Annotated in this window: 28 protein-coding genes; 20 read left to right on the forward strand and 8 right to left on the reverse strand. The window is 66.6% G+C overall.

Annotated features, from left to right (window positions below):
• The first annotated feature begins 10 nt into the window (after positions 1-10).
• The 20 genes from DSM104443_RS01575 to DSM104443_RS01670 all read left to right on the forward strand — a co-directional run bounded on the left by DSM104443_RS01575 (position 11) and on the right by DSM104443_RS01670 (position 11611).
• On the forward strand, positions 11-982 hold the full coding sequence (locus tag DSM104443_RS01575; RefSeq protein WP_171088955.1) for a helix-turn-helix transcriptional regulator: 972 nt from the start codon (positions 11-13) through the stop codon (positions 980-982).
• 65 nt (positions 983-1047) lie between these two features.
• Positions 1048-1506, forward strand: a complete 459-nt coding sequence (locus tag DSM104443_RS01580) for a nuclear transport factor 2 family protein (protein WP_171088956.1) — start codon at positions 1048-1050, stop codon at positions 1504-1506.
• Between the two features lie 57 nt (positions 1507-1563).
• Entirely contained in the window at positions 1564-1836 is a 273-nt protein-coding gene (locus DSM104443_RS01585) for a hypothetical protein (RefSeq protein ID WP_171088957.1), read from the forward strand.
• Positions 1836-2384, forward strand: coding sequence for a hypothetical protein (locus DSM104443_RS01590; RefSeq protein ID WP_171088958.1), 549 nt, complete (start codon positions 1836-1838; stop codon positions 2382-2384). The genes DSM104443_RS01585 and DSM104443_RS01590 overlap by 1 nt, the downstream gene beginning before the upstream one ends.
• A 4-nt stretch (positions 2385-2388) precedes the next feature.
• A complete protein-coding gene (locus DSM104443_RS01595) occupies positions 2389-2829 on the forward strand; it encodes a VOC family protein (RefSeq protein ID WP_171088959.1) in 441 nt (146 codons plus the stop codon).
• Positions 2826-3371, forward strand: coding sequence for a DUF4256 domain-containing protein (locus DSM104443_RS01600; RefSeq protein ID WP_171088960.1), 546 nt, complete (start codon positions 2826-2828; stop codon positions 3369-3371). Before DSM104443_RS01595 ends, DSM104443_RS01600 begins: the two co-directional genes overlap by 4 nt.
• Positions 3372-3401: 30 nt before the next feature.
• A complete protein-coding gene (locus DSM104443_RS01605; RefSeq protein ID WP_171088961.1) occupies positions 3402-3776 on the forward strand; it encodes a VOC family protein in 375 nt (124 codons plus the stop codon).
• Positions 3773-4342, forward strand: coding sequence for a cysteine hydrolase family protein (locus DSM104443_RS01610; RefSeq protein ID WP_171088962.1), 570 nt, complete (start codon positions 3773-3775; stop codon positions 4340-4342). Before DSM104443_RS01605 ends, DSM104443_RS01610 begins: the two co-directional genes overlap by 4 nt.
• Before the next feature lie 6 nt (positions 4343-4348).
• A complete protein-coding gene (locus tag DSM104443_RS01615; protein ID WP_171088963.1) occupies positions 4349-4678 on the forward strand; it encodes a hypothetical protein in 330 nt (109 codons plus the stop codon).
• Between the two features lie 3 nt (positions 4679-4681).
• On the forward strand, positions 4682-5038 hold the full coding sequence (locus DSM104443_RS01620; protein WP_171088964.1) for a hypothetical protein: 357 nt from the start codon (positions 4682-4684) through the stop codon (positions 5036-5038).
• Between the two features lie 82 nt (positions 5039-5120).
• Positions 5121-5426 (forward strand): hypothetical protein, encoded by a 306-nt coding sequence (locus DSM104443_RS01625; RefSeq protein WP_171088965.1) that lies wholly within the window; start codon positions 5121-5123, stop codon positions 5424-5426.
• On the forward strand, positions 5408-6274 hold the full coding sequence (locus DSM104443_RS01630) for a hypothetical protein (protein ID WP_171088966.1): 867 nt from the start codon (positions 5408-5410) through the stop codon (positions 6272-6274). The genes DSM104443_RS01625 and DSM104443_RS01630 overlap by 19 nt, the downstream gene beginning before the upstream one ends.
• A gap of 1 nt (position 6275) precedes the next feature.
• Positions 6276-7067 (forward strand): bestrophin-like domain, encoded by a 792-nt coding sequence (locus DSM104443_RS01635; RefSeq protein ID WP_171088967.1) that lies wholly within the window; start codon positions 6276-6278, stop codon positions 7065-7067.
• Positions 7064-7237 (forward strand): hypothetical protein, encoded by a 174-nt coding sequence (locus tag DSM104443_RS01640; RefSeq protein ID WP_171088968.1) that lies wholly within the window; start codon positions 7064-7066, stop codon positions 7235-7237. Before DSM104443_RS01635 ends, DSM104443_RS01640 begins: the two co-directional genes overlap by 4 nt.
• Positions 7234-7581: a hypothetical protein gene (locus tag DSM104443_RS01645; protein ID WP_171088969.1), complete on the forward strand. Its 348-nt coding sequence runs from the start codon at positions 7234-7236 to the stop codon at positions 7579-7581. The genes DSM104443_RS01640 and DSM104443_RS01645 overlap by 4 nt, the downstream gene beginning before the upstream one ends.
• A gap of 16 nt (positions 7582-7597) precedes the next feature.
• Entirely contained in the window at positions 7598-7933 is a 336-nt protein-coding gene (locus DSM104443_RS01650; protein ID WP_171088970.1) for a hypothetical protein, read from the forward strand.
• A gap of 3 nt (positions 7934-7936) precedes the next feature.
• Positions 7937-8509 carry a YdeI/OmpD-associated family protein gene (locus DSM104443_RS01655; RefSeq protein ID WP_212756888.1) on the forward strand — a complete coding sequence of 191 codons (573 nt, stop codon included), beginning with the start codon at positions 7937-7939 and terminating at the stop codon, positions 8507-8509.
• A gap of 7 nt (positions 8510-8516) precedes the next feature.
• Positions 8517-9017 (forward strand): GNAT family N-acetyltransferase, encoded by a 501-nt coding sequence (locus tag DSM104443_RS01660; protein ID WP_171088971.1) that lies wholly within the window; start codon positions 8517-8519, stop codon positions 9015-9017.
• Positions 9014-10225, forward strand: a complete 1212-nt coding sequence (locus DSM104443_RS01665) for an MFS transporter (RefSeq protein ID WP_171088972.1) — start codon at positions 9014-9016, stop codon at positions 10223-10225. Before DSM104443_RS01660 ends, DSM104443_RS01665 begins: the two co-directional genes overlap by 4 nt.
• A 51-nt stretch (positions 10226-10276) precedes the next feature.
• Positions 10277-11611, forward strand: coding sequence for a PQQ-dependent sugar dehydrogenase (locus tag DSM104443_RS01670; RefSeq protein ID WP_171088973.1), 1335 nt, complete (start codon positions 10277-10279; stop codon positions 11609-11611).
• Positions 11612-11754: 143 nt separating this feature from the next.
• On the opposite strand, the gene DSM104443_RS01675 is transcribed toward DSM104443_RS01670, so the two are convergent.
• The 8 genes from DSM104443_RS01675 to DSM104443_RS01710 all read right to left on the reverse strand — a co-directional run bounded on the left by DSM104443_RS01675 (position 11755) and on the right by DSM104443_RS01710 (position 21272).
• Positions 11755-12558, reverse strand: a complete 804-nt coding sequence (locus DSM104443_RS01675) for an ABC transporter ATP-binding protein (RefSeq protein ID WP_171088974.1) — start codon at positions 12556-12558, stop codon at positions 11755-11757.
• A gap of 25 nt (positions 12559-12583) precedes the next feature.
• On the reverse strand, positions 12584-13606 hold the full coding sequence (locus tag DSM104443_RS01680; RefSeq protein WP_171088975.1) for a FecCD family ABC transporter permease: 1023 nt from the start codon (positions 13604-13606) through the stop codon (positions 12584-12586).
• A gap of 45 nt (positions 13607-13651) precedes the next feature.
• Positions 13652-14674 carry an iron ABC transporter substrate-binding protein gene (locus tag DSM104443_RS01685; protein ID WP_171088976.1) on the reverse strand — a complete coding sequence of 341 codons (1023 nt, stop codon included), beginning with the start codon at positions 14672-14674 and terminating at the stop codon, positions 13652-13654.
• A 41-nt stretch (positions 14675-14715) separates the two neighbouring features.
• Positions 14716-16533, reverse strand: a complete 1818-nt coding sequence (locus tag DSM104443_RS01690; protein WP_171088977.1) for a sensor histidine kinase, YfiR-like protein-associated — start codon at positions 16531-16533, stop codon at positions 14716-14718.
• 4 nt (positions 16534-16537) lie between these two features.
• Complete coding sequence (locus tag DSM104443_RS01695) at positions 16538-17080, reverse strand: TOL_0243 family YfiR-like periplasmic protein (RefSeq protein ID WP_171088978.1); 543 nt, start codon at positions 17078-17080, stop codon at positions 16538-16540.
• Positions 17077-18975, reverse strand: a complete 1899-nt coding sequence (locus DSM104443_RS01700) for a TOL_0244 family TonB-dependent receptor (RefSeq protein WP_171088979.1) — start codon at positions 18973-18975, stop codon at positions 17077-17079. Before DSM104443_RS01700 ends, DSM104443_RS01695 begins: the two co-directional genes overlap by 4 nt.
• An 85-nt stretch (positions 18976-19060) precedes the next feature.
• A complete protein-coding gene (locus tag DSM104443_RS01705; protein WP_171088980.1) occupies positions 19061-20149 on the reverse strand; it encodes a transglutaminase-like domain-containing protein in 1089 nt (362 codons plus the stop codon).
• A gap of 34 nt (positions 20150-20183) precedes the next feature.
• Complete coding sequence (locus DSM104443_RS01710) at positions 20184-21272, reverse strand: substrate-binding domain-containing protein (protein WP_171088981.1); 1089 nt, start codon at positions 21270-21272, stop codon at positions 20184-20186.
• Positions 21273-21334: the final 62 nt, after the last annotated feature.

Genomic DNA, 21334 nt, shown 5'->3' on the forward strand with positions numbered 1-21334 from the left:
TGTCGTACACATGAAAGCCAGCCGCCTGCTGTCGGTCCTGATGCTCCTGCAGTCGCACGAGCGAATGACCGCCGCTGCCCTGGCGCAGGCGCTCGATGTCTCGGAGCGCACCATCATGCGCGACGTCGATCAGCTCTCTGCCGCAGGTGTTCCCATTTGGGCTGAGCGTGGACGCGAGGGCGGACTCCGTTTGCGGCAGGGTTGGAGCACCCATCTCACAGGCATGACCGAACACGAGGCGAATGCACTGCTGTTGACCGGCATGCCCGGAGCCGCCGCGGAGCTGGGACTTGGGGAGGCCGCGCTGTCCGCGCGGCTCAAGCTGGTGGCGAGCTTGCCGATGCCGATGCGCGAACAAGCAGCGAAGGTCGCCGATCGATTGCACATCGATCCGATGGACTGGTACCGCGAAAACGACACGCCACCTCAGCTTCGCGACGTGGCCGATGCGGTATGGCGCAGCGGGCGCATTCGGGTGCGATATGCCAGTTGGCGCAAGACGTCCTGGCGCGAGCTAGAGCCGGTGGGCCTGATCCTGAAGGCGGGAGCCTGGTATGTCGCCGCACGCGAGGCCGGCAAGCGCGATGTTCGAACCTATCGCTTGGCCCACGTGCTCGAGTTGCTGCCTGGACGCGGCACATTCAAACGCCCGCCGAGCTTTGACCTCGCGCGCTACTGGCGCGAGTCGTCGGCGCGCTTCGAAAAAGACCTGCGTCCGTTGCAGGTCCGCGTGTGGATGTCCCCGTGGGCCCTGGGATCGCTCGCGCAGACGCGCAGCCGATTTACGGAACTGCCGGCGCCCCCGGGCGGACGTCAACGAGCGGGATGGCGTCTCGTGCAGCTGGCCGTCGAGTCGATCGAGGAGGGTGCTCGCCACATCCTCGGCTTCGGTGGCGAAGCCGAGGTGGTCGAACCGGCGCCGCTGCGCATCATGGTCTCGGACATGGCCGAGCGCATTCACCTTGCCCACGGGTCCGTTTAAATATGACAGGCATGGTCATATTTAGCGCAGCACCATGTCGCTTCCCCATTGCGAAAGGAAGTCGCATGAAAGCGCTCGTAGCAGCTCTGCTGGCCACGTACCTGGGCATTACGTCGGCGATGGCCGCTGATGTTCCCCCGACGTCCGTTGCAGATCAGAACGTCGTCGCCACGATGAAGCAACTCGCACAGGCTTGGGGGGACTCGACCGTGACAGGCGATGTCGACAGGCTCGGCCAGATCCTCGCGGACGATTGGTCGAGCTTCGGCGGCTCAGGGAAGCCTACGGACAAGGCCAGTTTTCTCGGCAGCCTGAAGGCCGGCAAACACAAACTCGAGTCCTTCGAGCTGGGACCGATGGACGTGAAGGTGCTGGGCGATGTCGCCGTCGTGCAGGGCATCGTCACGGAAAAGAGGACCGATGACGGCAAAGACACGAGCGGCAAGTACGTCTGGATGGATGTCTTCGTGAAGCGCGCGGACAAGTGGGTCTGTGTGCGCTCCACGGGCTTTCGCGCCAAGTAGGCGCACGGTTGCCGCGAAGCTCGGATCGTGGAGAAAATGACGTTTGAAGGAGCCGACATGGATACCGACCTTGATGCAATGTCCCGAGAGCAGCTTGTTGCGGAGGTGCGAAGGCTCCGCGGCGGGATTCGGAAACATCGCGACAGCTCCGGTCAGGAGCTGTGTTGGCACCATCCGGCGCTTTGGGCTTTGCTCCCGGAGCGAACGGATCCCGTGCCCGTCGTGCCGGCGTGGCCACAGTTCATGGAGGGTTGCCTCAAGTACCGGCAGTCCCTCGACAAGCAGGCGCCGGATGCACCGCGCAGCAGCGAGCGTTTCAAGGAGGACTGATGCCTGACAAGGCGTTGTTGGGGGTCGCCGCATTTGCGTTGGCTGGCTGCAGCATCGGTTCGGGGATCTCCTCGAGTTACCCGGATCGCTGGCCACCGCTCTCCACCGTGAGAGGCAAGGACTGCTCACACCTGGCGGGTCACTATCGAGACTTCGGGGTCTATTCGTACCTTCCGGCGAAAGACGCCAGCGATCTCACTCAGCGGCTTGCTGCATCGGAGATCGCCCCGGGCTCAACCCCTTCTCCCGAGTCGGTGATCTCCGTCGAAGGGGTGGCCACCGACGGAAGCAGCTTTCGGCGAGCCTTTCGGATTGGAGGCACGGGTCGGGAGTGCAAGGACGGGGTCCTTCTTCTATCCCCTATCGTGGTCTCCGTCAGCGACGCCGGAGCAGCCGGATACCGGTCACAGCGCCGCCTCGCGCTGTACAAGGCGGGAAACGGCGATCTCATCGGGGAAGACAGCCTGTTCAGCATCGGCCACCTTCTCATTGTTCCGATGGCGGGCTCCCAGACGTATTGGTATCGATGGGAGCTCCTGGGAAAGTGACGACATGACACTCAAACGGATGGACAACGTCCTCATCGTGGTCGACGACCTCGAGGCCGTGAAGGCATTCTTGATCGAGCTGGGCATGGAGCTGGAGGGCGAGGCGCCCGTCGAGGGGGCGTGGGTGGACCGCATCGTCGGGCTCGAGAACGTTCGATGCCAGATCGCGACGTTGCGAACGCCGGACGGCCACTGCCGTATCGAGCTGGACAAGTTCCATTCGCCGACGGCAGTGAGGTTGGAGCCGGAGAACGCGCCGGTGAACGCGCTTGGCATACGCCGCATCATGTTCGCCGTCGACGACATCGATGGCGTCGTTGCGCGCTTGCGCGCCCATGGCGCCGAGCTCATTGGCGAAGTCGCGCAGTACGAGGACATCTACCGGCTCTGCTACATCCGCGGCCCCGAGGGCATCATGATCGCGCTTGCCGAGAAGCTGAAGTGAAAGAACAAATACAGGCGAAGCTGCTCCAGGCCCTGGAGAATCGCTTCCTGAAGAACATGCATCGGCACAAGGGAATCGCCTGGGACAAGGTGCGCGCCCGGCTCGACGGCAATGCCGACGCACTGAGGTCCCTGCTGGAAATGGAGAGTACCGGTGGCGAGCCGGATGTGATCGGTGGGGCTGCGAAGGCGGGCCCCTTCACATTCTGTGATTGCTCCGCGGAGAGCCCTCCAGGGCGAAGGAGTCTTTGCTATGACGGCGAGGCACTCGAGTCCCGCAAGGAGAACAAGCCGAATGGGAGCGCGGTGGAAATGGCCGCGGCGATGGGCATCGAGCTCCTGACCGAGGAGCAGTATCGGGAGCTGCAGGCGCTCGGCGAGTTCGATCTGAAGACTTCGAGCTGGATCGCGACCCCACCGGATGTCAGGGCGCTCGGCGGAGCTCTCTTCTGCGACAGGCGTTACGGCAAGATCTTCGTGTATCACAATGGCGCGCAGTCCTACTATGCCGCCAGGGGCCTCCGCGGGATCCTTCGCGCGTGAGGCTCCGGTGGAAGCGGACCAGGAGATGTCATGTTTGACCACGTCAAGTTCGGAGTCAGCGACTTCGCGGCGAGCAAAGCCTTCTTCGTCAAGGCGCTGGAGCCCCTCGGCGTCGTTGTCGTCGGCGAAGGAGTGCCGACGTACGGCGTCGAGCTTTGCCAAAAGGACGGCACCGTTTCCTTGATCCTGTACCAAACGGATGAGAAGCCCGCGCACCTTCACATTGCGTTCGTGGCCGAGAATCGCCAACAAGTCGACGATTTCCATCGCTTGGCCATGGAAGCGGGTGCTAAAGACAATGGCGCACCGGGCCTGCGCCCGAAGTACCACGCGAACTACTATGCGGCTTTCGTGATTGGCCCGGACGGGCACAACGTCGAGCTGGTTTGCCACAAACCCGCATGAATCCCGTATTCGTCTTCGTCGACCTCCTCGAGGACTTCTTTGCGAATCCACCGCTCTCCGAGCAACGAGGAGCGCTCTCGGCCGCCGTGAACGAGCTGGCGTCCTTCGCCCGTGAGAATGCCTTCCCGGTCATTTGGGTGCGGCAGGAGTTCGAGCCGGATCTCAGCGATGCGTTTCGATCGATGCGCGAGACCGGCACGAGAATCACCATCCGGGGAACGACGGGCTGCGACCTCATCAAGGAGATCGAACGGCGGCCGAGCGACGTCGAGATCGTGAAGAAGCGCTATAGCGCCTTCTTTGGCACGCAGCTGGCGCAACGGCTCGAGAGCGCTCGTTGCAGTCAACTGATCATCGGCGGCGTCAATTCACACGCCTGCGTGCGGGCCACCGCGATCGACGCGTTCCAGATGGACTACGACGTCATCCTCGCGACGGATTCCATCGCTTCGTATGACGACGAGTATCACCGTGAGTCGATGCGATACCTCGCGCAGTCCATCGGCCGCCTCATGAGCAACGGCGATATCCGGAAGTCATTGCATCACCCGGCACGCACGGCGTAGCGCTTCGTGGCCACTTTCGTCGTGATGATCGCCCTGCTGCAAATCTGCGCGATGGTCGTCTCGTTCACCTTCGCAAAGAGCAGAAGCGTGTCGTGGTGGCTGTATGCGCCGTCACTCGTCATCGCATGGGGCGGGTACATCGCCTACGAGGCCATCTACATTCCGCGCAATTGCACGGGTGAGTGCAACATTCGCGTCGATCTCCTCTTCATCTATCCTTATCTCGCGTTCGTGACGATCTGCGCCATTGCCTACTTCGTGCGCAGCGAAGCTGCGCCTCCGGGCGATCCCGACGGGGGAGATGACGTGGCTCATCCAACGCAACCTGATCGTTAGACCATGATCATCGAGGTGGCCGCCGTCGCCGTTGAAGTGGGCCTGGCCATCGCCATGGCCGCGGCAGACGTGGCCGTCCTCATTCTCGCGGCGAGCATCCGGCCATGGCGCTACGTCTTGTCGCCGGGTTTCCGCGAAACGACCGCGAGAGAACTTGCAGGCCGCCACCCGTTGTATCGAGCGGCCTACTTTGCGTGGGGTTCGGTCGCCCTTCTTGCGAGCGTCGGCGTCGTGGTGGGAATCTGGTGGTTCATTTCGAGTCTTCCACCCTCGCCGCCTCCCCTCCCATCAAAGCTCGAAACAAAAGTGCAAAATCTCAGGGAGCGGGCGTCGGATCTCAAGGAGGGACTCAAGCGATGAACTCGGTACGGCTTCTGGAGCGCCCTGGCGAAACAGGGTGCGAAGGAGTGCGCGGGCTGAGCCCGTGACGTACGATGCCGGGATGCGAATTGCCATCCTGGTGTTCCCCTCCCTGGTCCTCCTCGCGTGCAGCTCGACGCCCACGCCGATCCCCGAGCGCGTGCAGCTCGTCACCGCGGCGCAAAAGGACGGGCATTGCAAGTCGCTGGGCGCGTTCACCGTCGTCCAGCGCGGCGGCCCCGACAAGCAGATGGCCGTCCTCATCAAGGGCATGGGCGAGGTCACCAAGCGCGGCGGAAACGGCCTGTACGTGGTTTCCACCAGCATCGATGTGGAAGACGGCGCCACGATGAACGGGGAAGCCCTGCAGTGCCTGTTCGAAAAGTAGCGGCTGCCGTACTGCTGTTCTCCGGGCAGGTGCTCGCCGCGGAAATCGAGCCGCACTGGTCGGGCTTGCCGATCTGGGGCGTGGAAGCCGAGGCCCGGGGCTACCAGATCCCGCTCCCATTCGGCGTCGGCGTCACGGCCTACTCGGCCCGGCAGCCGGTGAACATCCAGGACCTGCAACTGGGACGCAACCGGGAGCCGCCCGTCTCGGTCGCGAACTTCCTGCAGATCGACCGGGTGGATACGTCGCAGAAGAACGTCTCGGCGAAACTCGACGTGCTGGTCTTCCCGTTCCTGGATGTCTACGCCATCCTCGGCCGCACGACGGGAACGACCCAGGGCGTGATCGAGGTTCCCGCCGATGCGGGCCTGGGCATCATCGGCCCCCGCCAGTTGCAGCTCAATGCGTCCTTCAACGGCCCCACCTACGGCGCAGGCTTCACGCTCCAGGGCGGCGGCAAGGTGAACGAGTGGCGGGACCTCACGTTTCTCGTGGTGGCCGACTGGAATCGCACCCGGACGAACCTGTCCTTCGAGAACGAGACACTGGTCGCCGAGACGAAGCCGGTGGCCACGGTGTTCTCGGGCCGGCTGGGCTTGCATGCCACGCTTTCTCCGGGGATGGGCGGGGCGGTCTGGATCGGCGGCATGCACCAACGCATCCAGCAGACGGTCGCGGGAAGCGTCGCGGACACCGACCTGCAGTTCGTGGTGGTCCAATCGCCGACCAAGCCGTGGAATACGCTGCTCGGCGGCCTCATCGATTTCGGCAGGAATGGCTATGTCCTGTTGGAGGGCGGACTAGGGGCACGGAAGTCGATTCTCGCGGCCGCCGTGTATCGTTTCTGACATGATCGATTTCCTCTTCTCGCTCCCGTTGTGGGCGCTCGCCCTCGTCCTGAACGTGTGGCTGGTCGGCTTCTCGCTCGCGAGCGTCTGGGCATACCGGCGATGGATATTGCCGCGGCTGCGCATCGCAACCGACTCCTCGCTCTTCTTCGCCGCCGCCACGATGCAGTCGGGCATGGTCCTCTATGGACTGGTCGCGGCCCTGACCGCGGTGAGCGTCTGGTCGACGCATTCGCAAGTGAAGGACACCGTCTCCCGCGAGGCGACGGCAATCGGCGGCCTGTGGCGGGACTTGGGCGGATATCCGCAAATCGAGCGCGACGCGATGCGCGACGTGCTTCGCGGCTACACGAACCAGATCATCCAGGAGGCGTGGCCCGAGCAGCGCCAGGGGCGCATCCCACGCATGGGGGTGGAATGGCTGGATCGCTTCCAGGTGAAGCTCTTCGCGTTCGAGCCCACGCTCGAGTCGCAGAAGATCCTCCATGCCGAGACCTTGGGTGCCTACAACCGCCTCGTCGAAGCGCGCCGCCAGCGCCTGGATGCGGTGGGCACGGGCCTGCCCGGCGTCATGTGGTTTGCGCTGCTGCCGGGAGCGATGGGCTGCTTGCTTCTCTCGCTGTTCTTCCCCGTCGAGGATGGACGGTTCCAGGCGATTCTCATGGCCGGGCTGTCGGGGTTCGTGGCCATGGTGCTGTTCGTGATCATCAGCCTCGACCGGCCCTTCCACGGCGCGATGGCCATTCCTTCGGATTCGTACCAGCTGGTCTACGACCAGCTCATGAAGAAATGAATCGCCTGAGCGCGACCGCCAAGATTGGCATCGGGATGCTCGTGGTTGCGGCGGTGGTTGCCGTGCCGGTGGTGCTCAATCTTCCGGAAGCATGGCTGGGTGGCGTGATCGTGTTGGCACTCGCGGCCAATGGCATCGTGCTGATCGTGAACGCGGCGAGGGCTCCATGACGCTCACGCAGGCCCTCGACAACCTGATCCGCAAGTATCGGGAAGTGCCGTTCTCGAGCTGGGAGGCGCTCTACCCCGGCGTGGGCCAGCTGAGCGACACGGCATCTGGCAACCCCTCGGACGACGACTGGTGGCAGGCGCAGACGGACGTGCTGGAGATCTCCTCGGCGCAGGACGGGCCCCGGTATGCGCGGGTGCTGATCGTCGTCTATCCGCAGGGCATCCATACGCTCGCCCCCCCGCCCTCCGCGACGCTGAATTTCTACGAGGATGGCCGCGTGGTCGGAACCTTTGCGAACGGCGATCCGTTCGAATTCCTGCAGCTTCGAAGCGGCGCCGTCTAGCCTGTATGATCGCGCGATGAGCCGATTCACCCCGTCGCCCGACAACCTGCGCATCGCCGTCGAGGACGCCTCCGCCGAGGCGTACGCCATCGCCATTGCCCGGGCGCTCGCCAAGGCCGGGGAGCGCAAGGTGTACTTCTCGAGCTTCGTCTCGCTGCAGTATCCCGAGCTGAAGCGCTTCAAGGGCGTGGCCGTCACCTTCCTCTCGTCGGGCCAGACGCCGCCGAACCTGATGCAGTCCTCCCGCATCATCCACAGCAAGGGCCAGCTCGTGGTCGCGAGCCCGCGCTACCTGCGCGAGGACCAGTGGGCGAAGCTGGGCGCGGAAATCGAGAGCGACGTCGGTAAGTAGGTCGTGGCCGAGAAGCCGGAGCCGGAAGAGCTGTCGTTCGCCACGCCGGCCGAGCTTCGCCGCTGGTTCGCGAAACACCACCAACGAAAGCGGGAGCTGATCCTCATCTACCACAAGGTCGGGTGCGGGATCGCGAGCGTCACCTGGCCGGAGTCCGTGGATGAAGCCCTCTGCCATGGATGGATCGACGGCGTCCGCCGCAACGTGGATGCCGTGCGCTACTCGATCCGCTTCACGCCGCGCCGCGTGGACAGCAAATGGAGTGCAATCAACCTGAAGCGCATCGAGGCCCTTCGCGAAGCGGGGCGCATGAAGGCCGCGGGCCTGGCCGTGTACGACGCGCGCAAGGACAAGGCTTCCACCGGGTATACCTACGTTCGGCGCGACGGGCAGCTCTCGGACGAACAGCTCGCGAAGGTGCGGAAGAACAGGAAGGCGTGGGCCTTCTTCGAGGCGCGAGCGCCGTCGTACAAGCGCCTGATGGCGTACTGGATCACGAGCGCCAAGCAGGAGGAGACGCGCGAGCGGCGCCTGGCGAAGCTCATCGCGGCGTGCGCGGCCGGGAAAATCCTATAATGGTGGCGTGCATTCCCTAGAAACGCAGCGCCTGCGCCTGCGTCCCCTCGTAGCCGACGATGCGCCGTTCATCATCGAGCTGCTGAACGACCCCGACTGGATCCGATTCATCGGCGACCGCAAGGTGCGCACGCTCGAGGACGCTCGCGGCTACATCGACCGCACGTGCGCCATGTACGAGCGGCACGGCGTGGGCTCGCTGCTGGCGGAGGTGAAGCGCACCGGTGAATCGGCGGGCATCAGCGGGTTGATCCGCCGCGAGGGCCTGGAGGACGCGGACATCGGGTTCGCGTTCCTGCCGCGCTTTCGCGGCCGCGGCTATGCGTACGAAGCCGCGGCCGCGTGCATCGATCACGGACGCCGTGAGCTGGGCTTCACGCGCATCGTCGCCATCAACTCGCGCGACAACGAGCATTCCGCGAAGCTCCTCGAGAAGCTGGGCCTGCGCTTCGAGAAGATCGTCACCATGCCTGGCGATCCGGAAGAGCTCCGCCTGTACGCCACGTGAGCGCCGCGAGCGCCGAGGGCTTTTCCCCAAGCTTTCGCCATTTCGTCGTGGCGCGCCTCTTCGGGGGCGCCGCGCAGCAGATGATGCTGGTGGCGCTCGGCTGGCAGATCTACGCACTGACGGCGAGCGCATGGGACCTGGGCCTCGTGGGCCTCATGCAGTTCGTGCCCGCGTTCCTGCTCACCCTTCCCGCCGGGCACCTCGTGGACCGTGTCGATCGCCGCAAGGTCATGGGCGCGGCGATGCTCGTCCAGTTTGCCGTCTCGTTCGTGCTGGCATGGGCGAGCGTCGGCGGCTGGGTGAGCCGCGACCTCATCCTCGGGCTCAGCATCGCGATCGGTGTGTCGCGCGCGCTGCAGATGCCGTCGCAACAGGCGCTCATGCCCTCGCTCGTGCCGCTGGGTCAACTCGCGCGTGGCACGGCGGTCGCGTCGGGGGCCGCGAAGTTCGCGGTGATCGGGGGTCCTGCGCTGGGGGGCTTCATCTACGTGGCCGGTGCGGAGGTGGTGTACGGCGTTGCGGCGGCGTTCCTGCTTGCGGCCACCGTGTTCGTGGGCATGATCCATCGCCCCGATATGCAGATGTCGCGCGAGCCCGTGTCGATCCGCTCGCTGCTCGCGGGCTTCACCTTCCTGTGGCAGCACAAGGTGGTGCTCGGCGCGATCTCGCTCGACCTCTTCGCGGTGCTGCTGGGCAGCGTGACCGCGCTCATGCCGATGTTCGCGAAGGACGTGCTGGATACGGGGCCGTGGGGTCTCGGCCTGCTGCGCTCGTCGCCGGCGATCGGCGCGCTGGTGGTGGCGATCTGGCTCGCGCGCAACCCCCTGGATGGCCGCGTGGGAAAGAAGATGTTCATTGCCGTCGCGATCTACGGCGTGACCATGCTGGTGTTCGGCTACTCGACGACGTTCTGGCTCTCGATGCTGGCGCTCGTGATCAGCGGCGGAGCCGACATGGTGAGCGTGGTGATCCGCCTGACGCTGGTGCAGATCGAGACGCCGGATGACATGCGCGGGCGGGTGAGCGCGGTGAACTCGACCTTCATCGGGGCCAGCAACGAGCTCGGCGATTTCCGCGCGGGCGCGACGGCCGAATGGCTGGGCGCCGTGGGCTCGGTCCTCGTGGGCGGGATCGGCACGCTGCTCGTGGCGGCGCTGTGGGTGAAAATCTTTCCGACGCTTGCGAGCCGCGACCAATTGATGCCCTGAAGTAGGAAGGCGCCGATACCGTTCGGTTCGGGGGAGTGACATCGTCGTCGGATGATGACCCGGACTACGCTTTCCCTTCTTGTCGCTGTCGCCCTCGCGGGCTCGCTTGCTGTCGTCGGGGGTTGCGGATCGGCGGCGCGCCTTCCCGAATCCGCGAGCCAGGGACCGAATCCCGAGCTGCCTCCGCCCGACAAATCGCTCGTGCCCACGGTGCATGTCGCCGAGGCGAAGGGTTGGCCCGCGGGCGTGCAGCCGCGCGCGGCGAGCGGATTGCGCGTGACGGCCTTCGCGACGGGCTTGCAGCATCCGCGCTGGGTGTACGTGCTGCCCAACGGCGATGTGCTCGTAGCAGAGGGTTCGGCGCCCGAGCGGCCGGAGGAGGGCAAGGGCCTCAAGGCGAAGGCGATGGGCTTCTTCATGAAGAAGGCGGGCTCGGCCGTGCCGAGCGCCAACCGCATCACGCTGTTGCGGGACGTCGATGGCGATGGCGTCGCGGAAACGCGCACCGTGCTGCTCGAGGGGCTGAACTCTCCCTTCGGCATCGCGCTCGTCGGCAACGATCTCTACGTGGCGAACACCGATTCGATCGTGCGCTTCCCGTACCAAGCCGGCGATACGCGCATTTCTTCGACGGGCTCGCGGGTGACGGATCTTCCGGGCGGGCCCCGCAACCACCACTGGACCAAGAACGTGATCGCCAATGCCGATGGCTCGAAGCTCTATGCGACCGTCGGTTCCAACAGCAACGTCGCCGAGCACGGCATGGCGGAAGAAGAGGGCCGCGCCGCGATCTGGGAGGTCGACACGAAGACCGGCGCCAAGCGCCTCTTTGCGACGGGCCTGCGCAATCCGAATGGCATGGCGTGGGAATCGCGCACCGGCAAGCTGTGGACCGTCGTGAACGAGCGCGACGAGCTCGGCAGCGATCTAGTGCCCGACTACCTCACCTCGGTGAGCGACGGCGCCTTCTATGGCTGGCCGTACAGCTACTACGGCGCGAACGTGGACGATCGCGTGCAGCCTCCGCGCCCGGACCTCGTGGCGAAAGCGGTGAAGTCCGACTACGCGCTCGGCAATCACGTGGCGCCGCTGGGGCTTGCACTCACGGATGGCAGCGGCATCTCGCCTGCCTTCGCCAACGGTGCCTTCGTGGGCCAGCACGGCTCGTGGAACCGCAAGCCCCGAAGCGGCTACAACGTGGTCTTCATTCCCTTCCGCGACGGACGACCCACAGGCGAGAAGCCTGTCGAGGTGCTTGGCGGTTTCGTGAGCAGCGCCGATGAGGCCTACGGCCGGCCGGTGGGTGTCGCGATCGACAAGCGTGGCGGGCTGCTCGTCGCCGACGACGTCGGGAATGCCGTGTGGCGTGTCGTCTCGGGGCGCTGATCCTTCCGTCGAAGTCGCCGAGCCTGTTGCTCCTTTCGTCAGAATGCAGCTTCATGCGCTTAAGTGACTTAAGTGCATGAAGCTGCATGTCGTGGACGATAGTCTCTGCCCTCAGCCGGGGCGGGCCATGCAAATCGGCGATCCTATGCTCGACCGAGCCGGGGAACGCAAACACGGCGACGAATCGTAGCGCCGGTTTCCCCTTGGGCAATTCCCACTTCCGCGACGACGACGTCGATTCCGTAGAGAGCCGAGAGCGTCTCGCCGGTCAGCACCGAGTCTGCCGGCCCGAGGGCGAGAGGCTGGCCACCGCGCAGCAGCAGCGCACGATCGGCGACCTGGAGTGCGTGATCGGGATCGTGCGTGCATAGCAGGACCGCGATGCCCGCGGCCTTGAGGCGCGCGATCTCCGAGAGCACGCGCGACTGGTTGCCGAAGTCGAGATTGGCGGTCGGCTCGTCCATGACGATCGAGCGCGCTTCGGTCGCAAGCGCGCGCGCGATGAGCGCGAGCTGGCGTTCGCCGCCACTCACGGCGCTCACGGGGCGATCGGCGAGGCCGGAGATGCCCATGCGATCGAGGGCCGCGCGCGCGAGATCCCGGTCGCGCTTGCCGGGGCGGGCGAAGGTACCGAGGTGCGCGGTGCGGCCCATCTCCACCATCTCCGCGAGCGAAAAATCGAAGTAGCTGGCCGACGCCTGCGGCACGTACGCGACCTCGCGAGCGATCTGCGCTCGTGAGAGCGAGTGCAGGTCCTGGCCGCCCGCGGTTACGCGACCCGAGAGCGCCGGCAGCAATCCCAGCAGCGTGCGGAAGAGTGTCGTCTTGCCCGCACCGTTCGGCCCCAGCACGCACAGGACCTCGCCCGCTTCGAGCGTGAGGTCGAGCCCACGGCCGATCGCGCGCTCGCCATATCCATAGTCGAGGGCTTGGGCGGCGAGGCTCATCGCGCTTCCGGGAGAGGGTCGGAGCTCATCGGGCTTTCCGGAACGTCGCCGCCAGCAAGACAATGAAGACCGGTGTCCCGACCAGCGCGGTGATCACGCCCGGCGGCAGCTCGGTGCGCGCGATGGTGCGGCACAACGTATCGACGAGCAGCATGAAGGCAGCGCCCAGGATCGCGGACACGGGGAGCACGCGCGCGAACTCCGCGCCCACGAGAAGCCGCGCCGCATGCGGCACCACGAGGCCTACCCAACCGATCACGCCGGCGATCGCCACGCCCGCCGAGGTCACGAGTGTCGCCGCGATGATGATCACGAGCCGCAGCTTGCCGACATCCACGCCGAGGGCGCGCGCCTCGTCGTCGGGCAGCGAAAGCAGGTTGATCCGCCAGCGCATCAACACGAGCGGCACGAACCCGATCGCGATCAGCGGCAGTGCGTAGACGAGGTCCTTGGGCAGCACGCCGGAGAAGCTGCCGAGGAGCCAGAAGGTGATCGCGGGTAGCTGGTTGTACGGATCGGCCACGTACTTCGCGAATGCGATGCCGGCTCCGAAGAGCGAGCCCACCACGACGCCGGTCAACACCAGGGTAAGCACGCGGTCGTGGCCGCGCACCCAGGCGCCGATGGAGAGCACGAGGCCGACGGCGACCAAGCCGCCCGCGAACGACAGGCCCTGGATCGCGGCGATCGGCAGGGACAGGAGAATGCCGGTCACCGCGCCGAGCGCGCAGCCTCCCGAGACGCCGAGGATGTCGGGCGAGACGAGCGGGTTGCGGAACATGTTCTGGTAGGACGCGCCCGCCGCCGCGAGTGCCGCGCCGACGGCCAGCGCCGCAATGACACGCGGGCCGCGCACCTGGAGCACGACGGCACGCATATTATCGGCAACGCCCGCGTCGCCTCCGGTGATCGCGGCCCAGAGCACGCGCGCCACGTCGCCCGGTGGAACGGGGAAGCTGCCGACTCCCATGCTGATCGCGACGACCGCGACGAGCACGATCGCGGATCCCGCGAGCCACGCCGGAAAGCGAGCACGCGAGACGATCATCGCGGAGGGAGGATCATCGGGACGGCGACCTTCGCGACGCCACGATCATCGCGGCGAGACGCCGGCCTCGCCGAGCAGCGTGTCGAGTTGCTTCGCCGTCGGCTCCTGGTGATAGAAGAGCTTGTAGAAGGTCGCGACTTCCTTCCGGAGATCGTGCTTGAACTGCTCCGGATAGAGGATCTCGGAGAGCCACAGCAGGCCGACCAGCCGGTTCGCGCCCGGCGGATAGTCGAACCATCCGAACGGCAGGTGCGGCGAGAGGTACACGCGCTTCTTGCGCACGGCCGTCACGCTGCTCCACACCGGCAGCGTCCACACGTCACGATAGAAATTCGGGTCGTTGGTGACCATCACCGCGGGATCCCAGAGCACGACCTGCTCCAGTCCCACGTTCGTGAGGCCGCCCGTCGTTCCGGCCGCGACGTTCTTCGCGCCGAGGAACTCGATCATCTCCACGTTGATCGATCCCTTGAGCCCCGTGGTGAGGCCCTGCGGACCGCGCGCGTAGTAGACCTCGGGGCGCTTGTCGGCGGGCACGGCGTCGATCTTCGACTTGAGCCGCGTGAATAGAGCTCGCGCGTAGTCCGCGAGCTCCTTGCCGCGCGCCTCGGTGCCCAGCGCGGTGGCGAGCTTCTCGATCTGCTGGGGCGTCGTCTCGAGGCGGCCGTCGAGCAGGATGTACGGGATGCCGGTCTGCTGCTGCACGCGGTCGGCGAGCGAGGCGAAGGTCGCGTTGGTCGAACCCATGTCGACGATGAGGTCGGGCTTCGCCTGCAGGATCACCTCCACGTTCGCGGTGTTGCCCCGCCCCGTGAGCCGGCCCAGCTCGGGGAGCTTGGCGTACTTCTCCGGTACCCACGCCGTCTCGTCGGGGCGGAAGGCCCGCGTCCAGCCGACGAGCGTGTCGGGCGCGAGCGCGAAGACGAGCACGGAGGCGGGCGGACCGGCCGCGTAGACGCGCGTCACTTTGTCGGGGAGCGCCACCTTGCGGCCGGCGTCGTCGACGAAGTCGCGAGCGGCGAGGGTGGGAAGGGCTGCGAAAAGGAGGGCTGCGAGGATGGCGCGCATTGTGGATTCCCACTTTCGTGGGAATGACGAGTGTGGCGCGACTATAGCGCGGCTTCGGTGGCCTCGAGGATCGCGCGGATGCTGTCCACTTCGACCGGCTTGGTGAGGTGGTGGTCGATGCCCGCTTCGCGCGCGCGCTGCCGGTCCTTGTCCTGGCCCCAACCGGTGACCGCGGTGAGCACCATCGCTCGCCCACCGGGCAGCCTGCGAAGCCCGTGCGCGAGGTCGTAGCCGTTCATGCCGGGCATGCCGATATCCAGGAACACGTACTGCGGCTTGAACTCCTCCGCCGCGCGCAGGCCCTCGGCGCCGCTCTCGGCCACGCGCACCTCATGCCCCAGCGCACGCAGGAGCGCTGCAAGGCTGGTGGAGAAGTCGATGTTGTCGTCCACGAGGAGCACGCGCCGCGCCTCGGAGGCGTGGCCGGCCTTTTCGGGAGCGGAAGGCGCGCGCGGTTGCGCGGGAGCGGACGCGGCCATCGGCAGCCGAACGGAGAATTCGCTCCCGTGGCCCAGGCCCGCGCTCTTCGCGAGGAGGGCCCCGCCGTGCAGCTCCACGAGGCGGCGCGCGAGCGTGAGGCCGACGCCGAGGCCCGCATTCGGGCGATCGAGCGAACGGTCGGCCTGCGCGAACATCTCGAACACGTACGGCAGCACGGCGGGATCGATGCCGATGCCGTCGTCCTTCACCGTGACCACGACCTCGTTGCCCTCGATGCCGCAGCCAAGCCGGATGTTGCCTCCGGACGGCGTGTACTTGGCCGCGTTGTTGAGGAGGTTCGCGAACACCTGGGCGAGGCGCGTTGCGTCGCCTTCCACATACGCGGGCTCGCCGGACAGGTCGAGGTGCAAGTGGTGTCCCTGCGCCTCGATCAGCGGCGCCACGGTCTCGACGGCGTTGCGCACGATCGAGGCCACCTCCACGCGCTGCATGCGCACGCCGAGCTTGCCGGTGGTGATACGCGAGACGTCGAGCAGGTCGTCGACCAGCCGCACCATCTGGCGCAGCTGCCGCTCCATGATCTCGCGCGCGCGCAGCCGCGTGGCCTCGTCGTTGGACATCTTGAGGATCTGCAGCGCGTTGGTCACCGGGGCGAGCGGGTTGCGCAGCTCGTGGGCGAGGGTCGCGAGGAATTCGTCCTTGCGGCGATCGGCCTCTTCGAGCGCTTTCTCGCGCCGGCCCACCTCCTGGAGCATGGCGTTGAACGCGTCCACGAGGTCGCCGATCTCGTCGTCGGTCTTCTTCACCGCCTTCAGCGAATAGTCGCGGCGCTCGACCACGTCGCGCGCGACGCTGGCCACCTCCAGGAGGGGCCGCATGAGCGTGCCCTGCAGCCACGACGAGATGAGCAGCGCCACCCCGAAGGCCAGGGCCATGACGATGGCGACGATCACGAGGTAGTCGGACAACCGCTCGTCGACACGGTAGCGGGCGCTCAGGAAGACGATGCCGATCGACTCCCCCTTCTCGCGAATGGGGTGGAAGAGCAGCAGCCGGTCGCCGTCGATGCGCCAGCCGGCCTTTTCCGGGAAGGCGGGGATGCTCGATTCCTTGCCCTGGCTGAACGAGGCGAAGAGCCGGCCGTTGATCTGGTAGATCGCCGCGGCGAGGATCTGCGGGCGCGCCTTCAGCTGCGCGAGGTCTTCCTGGGCGCTCTTCGGATCGTTGAACGCGAGTGCCGGGGCGCTCGCGCGGGCGAGGATCTCGGCCTGCGTCGAGAGGTTGTCCACCGCGGTCTGCCGGTAGCTGCGCAGGTCGTAGGCGATGAGCGATGCCGCGGCCACGAACAGCGCCATCGTCGTGGTGGCGAGCACCACGAGCATGAGCTTGCGACGGACGGAACGTGCGATGACGTTCACCACGTCAGGGCCTCGTGTTGTGGACCTGCTGCGCGACGGCGAGCAGGCGCGAGGAGAGGCGGAGCTTGCTCTTCTCCGCGGGCTCGAGCGAGATCTCGAAGCGCACGCGACCGTCGGCGGAGGTGACGAAGTTGATGACGCTCCCGAGGCGCAGCGCCCCTTCCCACTCCGTCACCGTGAGCACGCCCTGCTGCTGCGCGGCACGGATCAGCTCGGGCGCCCGGGCCCGCTCGCGCGCGCCGATGAAGAGCATGTGCAGGCCCGCGAAGCTCGAGGTGTCGAACACCCGGCGCACGACGACGGGACGCCCGCCCTTGCGCGTCTGCGAGATGAGGCTGAGCTCCGAGAAGACGTCGTTGCCGCCGATCACCCCGACCAGCACCGGCTCGTCGGGACGCTCGAGCGCCGGCGCGGGCCATTCGACGAAGCCGGGAAACTTGTAGAGGAACGCCGCCTTCACGCTCTCCTCAGTGACGGACGGGTCCTGTCCCCACGCGGGGGCCAGAACCAGCGCGGCACCGAAGGCGAGGAGGGCGCGGCGGATCACGGGCGCCACGTCGCCTTGAAGAAGGCCATGCGCTGGAACGCGGCGCGATTGGGTGAGGCGCCCCACTCGACGTGCTTGTCGTCGAAGAGGTTCTGCACCACGAGCGAGAGCTCGAGCGACGGCATCACCTTCCAGCCCACGCGAAGGTCGACCGCGGTGTACGACGGCACGACGGGCGCGGGCAGCGCCGCGTAGTAGCGCACGAACGCATCGGCCTCGAGCTTCGGCGTGATGGCCCATGACGCGCGCAGCTTCACCCAATGGTCCGGATCGTTGCCGAGGGAACCGCGCCCACCGAGGTCGACCTGGCCGGACTTCACGTTGACCTTCACGTCCTGCGCGACGAAGCCGCCCGAGAGCGAGAACGCCGGCACCACCTGCCAGCGTCCCCACGCTTCGAGGCCGGTGGACGTTCCTTCCAGCGCATTCTGGAACGTGGGCTGGGAGCTGGCGTTAAGGCCGATGCTGCGAAGCTGGTCGTAGTCGTGGCGAAATGCCGTGAGCGAGTACGACCACGAATCGGACGGGCGGGCGCGGAAGCCCAGCTCGTAGATCGTGGCGACCTCGGAATCGAAATCGGATCCGCCGGCGAGCGCATACGGCGGCGTGGCCGGGATGTAGAGATCGCGGTCGATGCGAGACGGGGCCCGCACCGCCCGCGATACGGCGCCCCACACGAAGCGTTCCTGGCCCAGCCGCCAGCCTACGCGCGCGGTCGGCAGGAACTCGTTGCCCGTGTAGCTGTTGCGCTCGAGCTTGGCGCCGAGCGTGAGGTCGATGTCTTCGGTGATGCCGATGGTGTCCTGCGCGAAGATGTTCGCCCAGCGCAGCGTGATGTCCGGCGGCAGGAAGGCCTGCGGCGGGAAGTTCTCGATGTTGTCGCGCGACTCGCGGTAGCCGCCACCCCACACCACGTTGTGCCGCGCGATGTGGAAGCCGTGCTGCAGCTCGATGTCGTAGGTGTCGAGCGCCTCGCGGAACGAGTTGGGATGGAAGCGCGTCGTGCGGTCGTAGTAGGCCTGGATGTTCACGTTGCCGTGGCCGCCCAGGTCGTGCACCCAGCGGCCCAGGAGGTTCGCGCCCGAGAGCTCGCGCGACGGTCCCGTCTGGTCCACCGAGCCGTCGTAGGCATCGCCCTGGATCGTGAAGCCGTTCGCGTGCGTGCCCCAGTCGGCGCGGAAGCCGGCCTGCATCGTCTGCGACGAATCGCGGATGTCGACGCCGTCCTCGCGCTCGGAGTTCTTGCGGTCCGTGGACTTCGCGTAGATCCGGTAGTGGCCGCCGAGGAGCTCGCCGCCGAAGCGCGCCGCCCCGCTTGTCTCCCGATTGCCCGTGCCGATCCACGCAAGCGCGCCCTGCGTGTCGCGCGCGCTCTTCGTGATCACGTTGATGACGCCGTTCACGGCGTTGGCGCCCCAGAGCGTGCCGCCGGGGCCGCTAATGACTTCGATGCGCTCGACGTCCTCCAGCAGCACGTCCTGCGCTTCCCAGAACACGCCCGAGAAGAGCGGCGTGTAGACGGTGCGCCCGTCGATCATCACCAGCATCTTGTTGGCGAGCACGTTGTTGAAGCCGCGCGCGCTGATGGCGTACTGCACGGCGTCGGCGCGCGCCACGTCGAGGTTGGGCGCGAGGCGCAGCGCCTCGGGAATGGTGGTGGCGCCCGAGGCGCGGATCTCCTGCCCGGTGATGACGTAGATCGAGGCCGCGGCCTGCGAGAGCTTTTCCTCGCGCCGGGAGACCGACGTGACGACGACGTTGGAGAGCTGCTCGAGGCTCAGGTCGGCGAGGTCGGAACGGGCGACCTGCAGGAGGGCTGCGGAGGCCGGGGCGCTGGCGAGAATGCCGGCCACCGTGGCCGCCAGGCATGCGGCTCTGCTCGGGATGGGCCGCATTTGTCCGGGCTCCTCGAAAACAGCGTGGGGGAACCCGATTATAGGGAGCGCCGAAGCGCCCCCTTGTCGGAATTGTCCTACAGTGTCAGGTGATCTCGCGCGCGGTGAGCTTGTACGTGAAATCGTCCGGCGCGTAGGGGTTCACGCGCTTGCCGCCGGTCTCCGCCTGCGGGTACATGAGGAACGCGAGCTTCTCGCCCGAAGACCCCGGGAGCTTCACGTCGTGGGCGTCGTTGTACGCGAGCCAGTTCATCTCCCATGCGCCGAAGAGGTTCTTGCGCACCTCGGGGACGACTGGGTCCTGCAGCGTGGTGGGCTGCGGCTTTTCCTCGAGCACGACCTTGCGGACATCGGCCGGATCGACCGGGATCCAGCCGCGGCCGTTCACGAACACTTCCGCGCGGCAGTGCTGGGCTCGCGTCACGTTCTCGGTGCCGGCGCCGAGGCTGCGGTAGCCGAACTGGCTCTTGGCCACGCGCAGGCCGTAGACGTCGCGCGCGGGAAGACCTACGGAGCGCGCCATCGCGACGTAGAGCGCATTCAGGTCCGCGCATTTGCCGCCAAGGTTGCCCGTCTCGAGCATGACCTTCACGTCGCCGCGGCCGCAGCCGATCGTCTTCGGATCGCGGAAGGTGTTGTCGACGATCCAGTCGTAGAGCGCCTTGGCCTTGTCCATCTCGGTCTTGGCGCCCTTGGTCGCTTCGAGTGCGGTCTTGCGCACGATGCCGTCGGTGGGCATGTAGTCGGTGGCGGCGAGGTAGTAGGCGCGCTCTTCGGCATCGAGCTTCGCGCCGGTGGCGGCGGCCACGTTCAGCTTGCGATTGCGCGTGGCCACTCGGCTGGTGACCTCGACCCACGGCTTCGGCTCGTCCGAGCCCCACTCGGCGCGCAGCATCTTCGCGCCCGAGTTGCCGTCGGTCACGACCATCGCACGCACGGCGTTGGTCTTCCACTCGTTGCCCTGGGCGTCCTGGTAGTCGGATTCGACGGACGGCAGCGGGATCCACACCGTCGTCACGCCGGCGGACTTGATCTCGACGCGCGAGGTGAGCTCGAAGGTGCGCCAGTTGTTGACCTGCGGGTCGAACGGAAGCTGCTGGGCGACGGCCCAGCGCGGGATGCTTGCGAGGGCAGGTGCGGCGAGCGCGGCTTGGAGCAGGGTGCGTCTTTTCATGGGTTCTCCCGGGATTGTCGGCGCAACGCGCCAGTCACTCGACGGCTTCGGCCAGCAGGGCGGCGAAGACGTCCGATGTTTGCAGCACGCGGCCCGGGTCCGGCGCTTCGTAGCCGGGCAGCGATGCGATGAGGGCGGCGAAGTCGGGGCCGCGCAGCGTCTCGAGCAACGCGGCGATGGCGGGCGAGCCGACGTGCTCCGTGCGGCAGGCGAGCATGTAGCGCTCGCGGCAGTACGGAACGAAGCCGAGCCGGTATTGCGCGGCGGCGGCCTGCACGCCGAAGCCGACGTCGGCCTGCTTGCCGGCGATCAGCGCGGCGACGGCCGCGTGCGTCGTCTCTTCGATGTCGTAGCCGCGGATGCGCGCTCGGTCGATCGCCTCGCGCGAGATCAGGAATTCCAGCAGGGCGCGCGTGCCCGAGCCGCGCTGGCGATTCACGAACCGCACGCCGGCGCGCGCGATGTCGCCGATGTCGCGGATCTCCTTCGGATTGCCCGACTGCACGATGAAGCCCTGCATGCGCGTGGCGAAGGAAATCAGCATGTGCTCGCCCGGGGGAAGGCACTCGGCATAGCGGCGCGCCATGAGCGCACCCATCGGCCCCTCGGGAAAATGGAAGCCCGCGAGGTCGCATTCGTGGCGCCGAAGCGAGGCGAGGGCGTCGAAGCTGCCGCGGTACTGGATGTCGACGGAGATGCCGCGCCCGTCGAGCAGCCCGCGCAGCCCGCCGATCGCGAAATCGTGGCTGGCCTGCACCGCGAGGCCCACGGTCGAATCGCGAAGGGATTTGTTCAGGGTGCTCGCGAATTCCGAGGCGAGGCCTTCCAGCTCGGGCGCCAGGCGCTCGCGGGCCCGCAAGCCTGCCCACAGCAAGTCGGACCCCAGTTGCGACAGCTGCGTGCCCCGTCCCTTCTCCATCACCACCAGCGAGGTGCCGAAAAACCCCTGCCACTGTTCGATAAGGTTCCATGCATGGCGGTACGAAATCGCGGCATGCTCCGCGGCCTTCGTGAGCTTGCCCGTGCGCTCGATTCCCTCCAGCAACGCTATGAGGACGAAGTCGAATTCGCGGGACTCCTCGCCGCGAAACGTCCAGACGGGACGGATGTCGATACGGATCATGGCGGGGATTATCGCAGGGTTGCGACCCGCAAGGCGCCTATGCAAATTCGTTCATATAGGTC

The organism is Usitatibacter rugosus, from assembly GCF_013003965.1.
GTDB lineage: Bacteria > Pseudomonadota > Gammaproteobacteria > Burkholderiales > Usitatibacteraceae > Usitatibacter > Usitatibacter rugosus.

Excerpts from the sequence above, each read along its gene's own strand:
- DSM104443_RS01590 (WP_171088958.1), top strand. The coding sequence starts at position 1,836 with ATGCCTGACAAGGCGTTGTTGGGGGTCGCCGCATTTGCGTTGGCTGGC.
- DSM104443_RS01680 (WP_171088975.1), bottom strand. The coding sequence starts at position 13,606 with ATGATCGTCTCGCGTGCTCGCTTTCCGGCGTGGCTCGCGGGATCCGCG.
- DSM104443_RS01675 (WP_171088974.1), bottom strand. The coding sequence starts at position 12,558 with ATGAGCCTCGCCGCCCAAGCCCTCGACTATGGATATGGCGAGCGCGCG.
- DSM104443_RS01710 (WP_171088981.1), bottom strand. The coding sequence starts at position 21,272 with ATGATCCGTATCGACATCCGTCCCGTCTGGACGTTTCGCGGCGAGGAG.
- DSM104443_RS01580 (WP_171088956.1), top strand. The coding sequence starts at position 1,048 with ATGAAAGCGCTCGTAGCAGCTCTGCTGGCCACGTACCTGGGCATTACG.
- DSM104443_RS01685 (WP_171088976.1), bottom strand. The coding sequence starts at position 14,674 with ATGCGCGCCATCCTCGCAGCCCTCCTTTTCGCAGCCCTTCCCACCCTC.
- DSM104443_RS01650 (WP_171088970.1), top strand. The coding sequence starts at position 7,598 with ATGAGCCGATTCACCCCGTCGCCCGACAACCTGCGCATCGCCGTCGAG.
- DSM104443_RS01575 (WP_171088955.1), top strand. The coding sequence starts at position 11 with ATGAAAGCCAGCCGCCTGCTGTCGGTCCTGATGCTCCTGCAGTCGCAC.
- DSM104443_RS01605 (WP_171088961.1), top strand. The coding sequence starts at position 3,402 with ATGTTTGACCACGTCAAGTTCGGAGTCAGCGACTTCGCGGCGAGCAAA.
- DSM104443_RS01670 (WP_171088973.1), top strand. The coding sequence starts at position 10,277 with ATGATGACCCGGACTACGCTTTCCCTTCTTGTCGCTGTCGCCCTCGCG.
- DSM104443_RS01625 (WP_171088965.1), top strand. The coding sequence starts at position 5,121 with ATGCGAATTGCCATCCTGGTGTTCCCCTCCCTGGTCCTCCTCGCGTGC.
- DSM104443_RS01705 (WP_171088980.1), bottom strand. The coding sequence starts at position 20,149 with ATGAAAAGACGCACCCTGCTCCAAGCCGCGCTCGCCGCACCTGCCCTC.
- DSM104443_RS01620 (WP_171088964.1), top strand. The coding sequence starts at position 4,682 with ATGATCATCGAGGTGGCCGCCGTCGCCGTTGAAGTGGGCCTGGCCATC.
- DSM104443_RS01595 (WP_171088959.1), top strand. The coding sequence starts at position 2,389 with ATGACACTCAAACGGATGGACAACGTCCTCATCGTGGTCGACGACCTC.
- DSM104443_RS01645 (WP_171088969.1), top strand. The coding sequence starts at position 7,234 with ATGACGCTCACGCAGGCCCTCGACAACCTGATCCGCAAGTATCGGGAA.
- DSM104443_RS01610 (WP_171088962.1), top strand. The coding sequence starts at position 3,773 with ATGAATCCCGTATTCGTCTTCGTCGACCTCCTCGAGGACTTCTTTGCG.
- DSM104443_RS01585 (WP_171088957.1), top strand. The coding sequence starts at position 1,564 with ATGGATACCGACCTTGATGCAATGTCCCGAGAGCAGCTTGTTGCGGAG.
- DSM104443_RS01700 (WP_171088979.1), bottom strand. The coding sequence starts at position 18,975 with ATGCGGCCCATCCCGAGCAGAGCCGCATGCCTGGCGGCCACGGTGGCC.
- DSM104443_RS01640 (WP_171088968.1), top strand. The coding sequence starts at position 7,064 with ATGAATCGCCTGAGCGCGACCGCCAAGATTGGCATCGGGATGCTCGTG.
- DSM104443_RS01635 (WP_171088967.1), top strand. The coding sequence starts at position 6,276 with ATGATCGATTTCCTCTTCTCGCTCCCGTTGTGGGCGCTCGCCCTCGTC.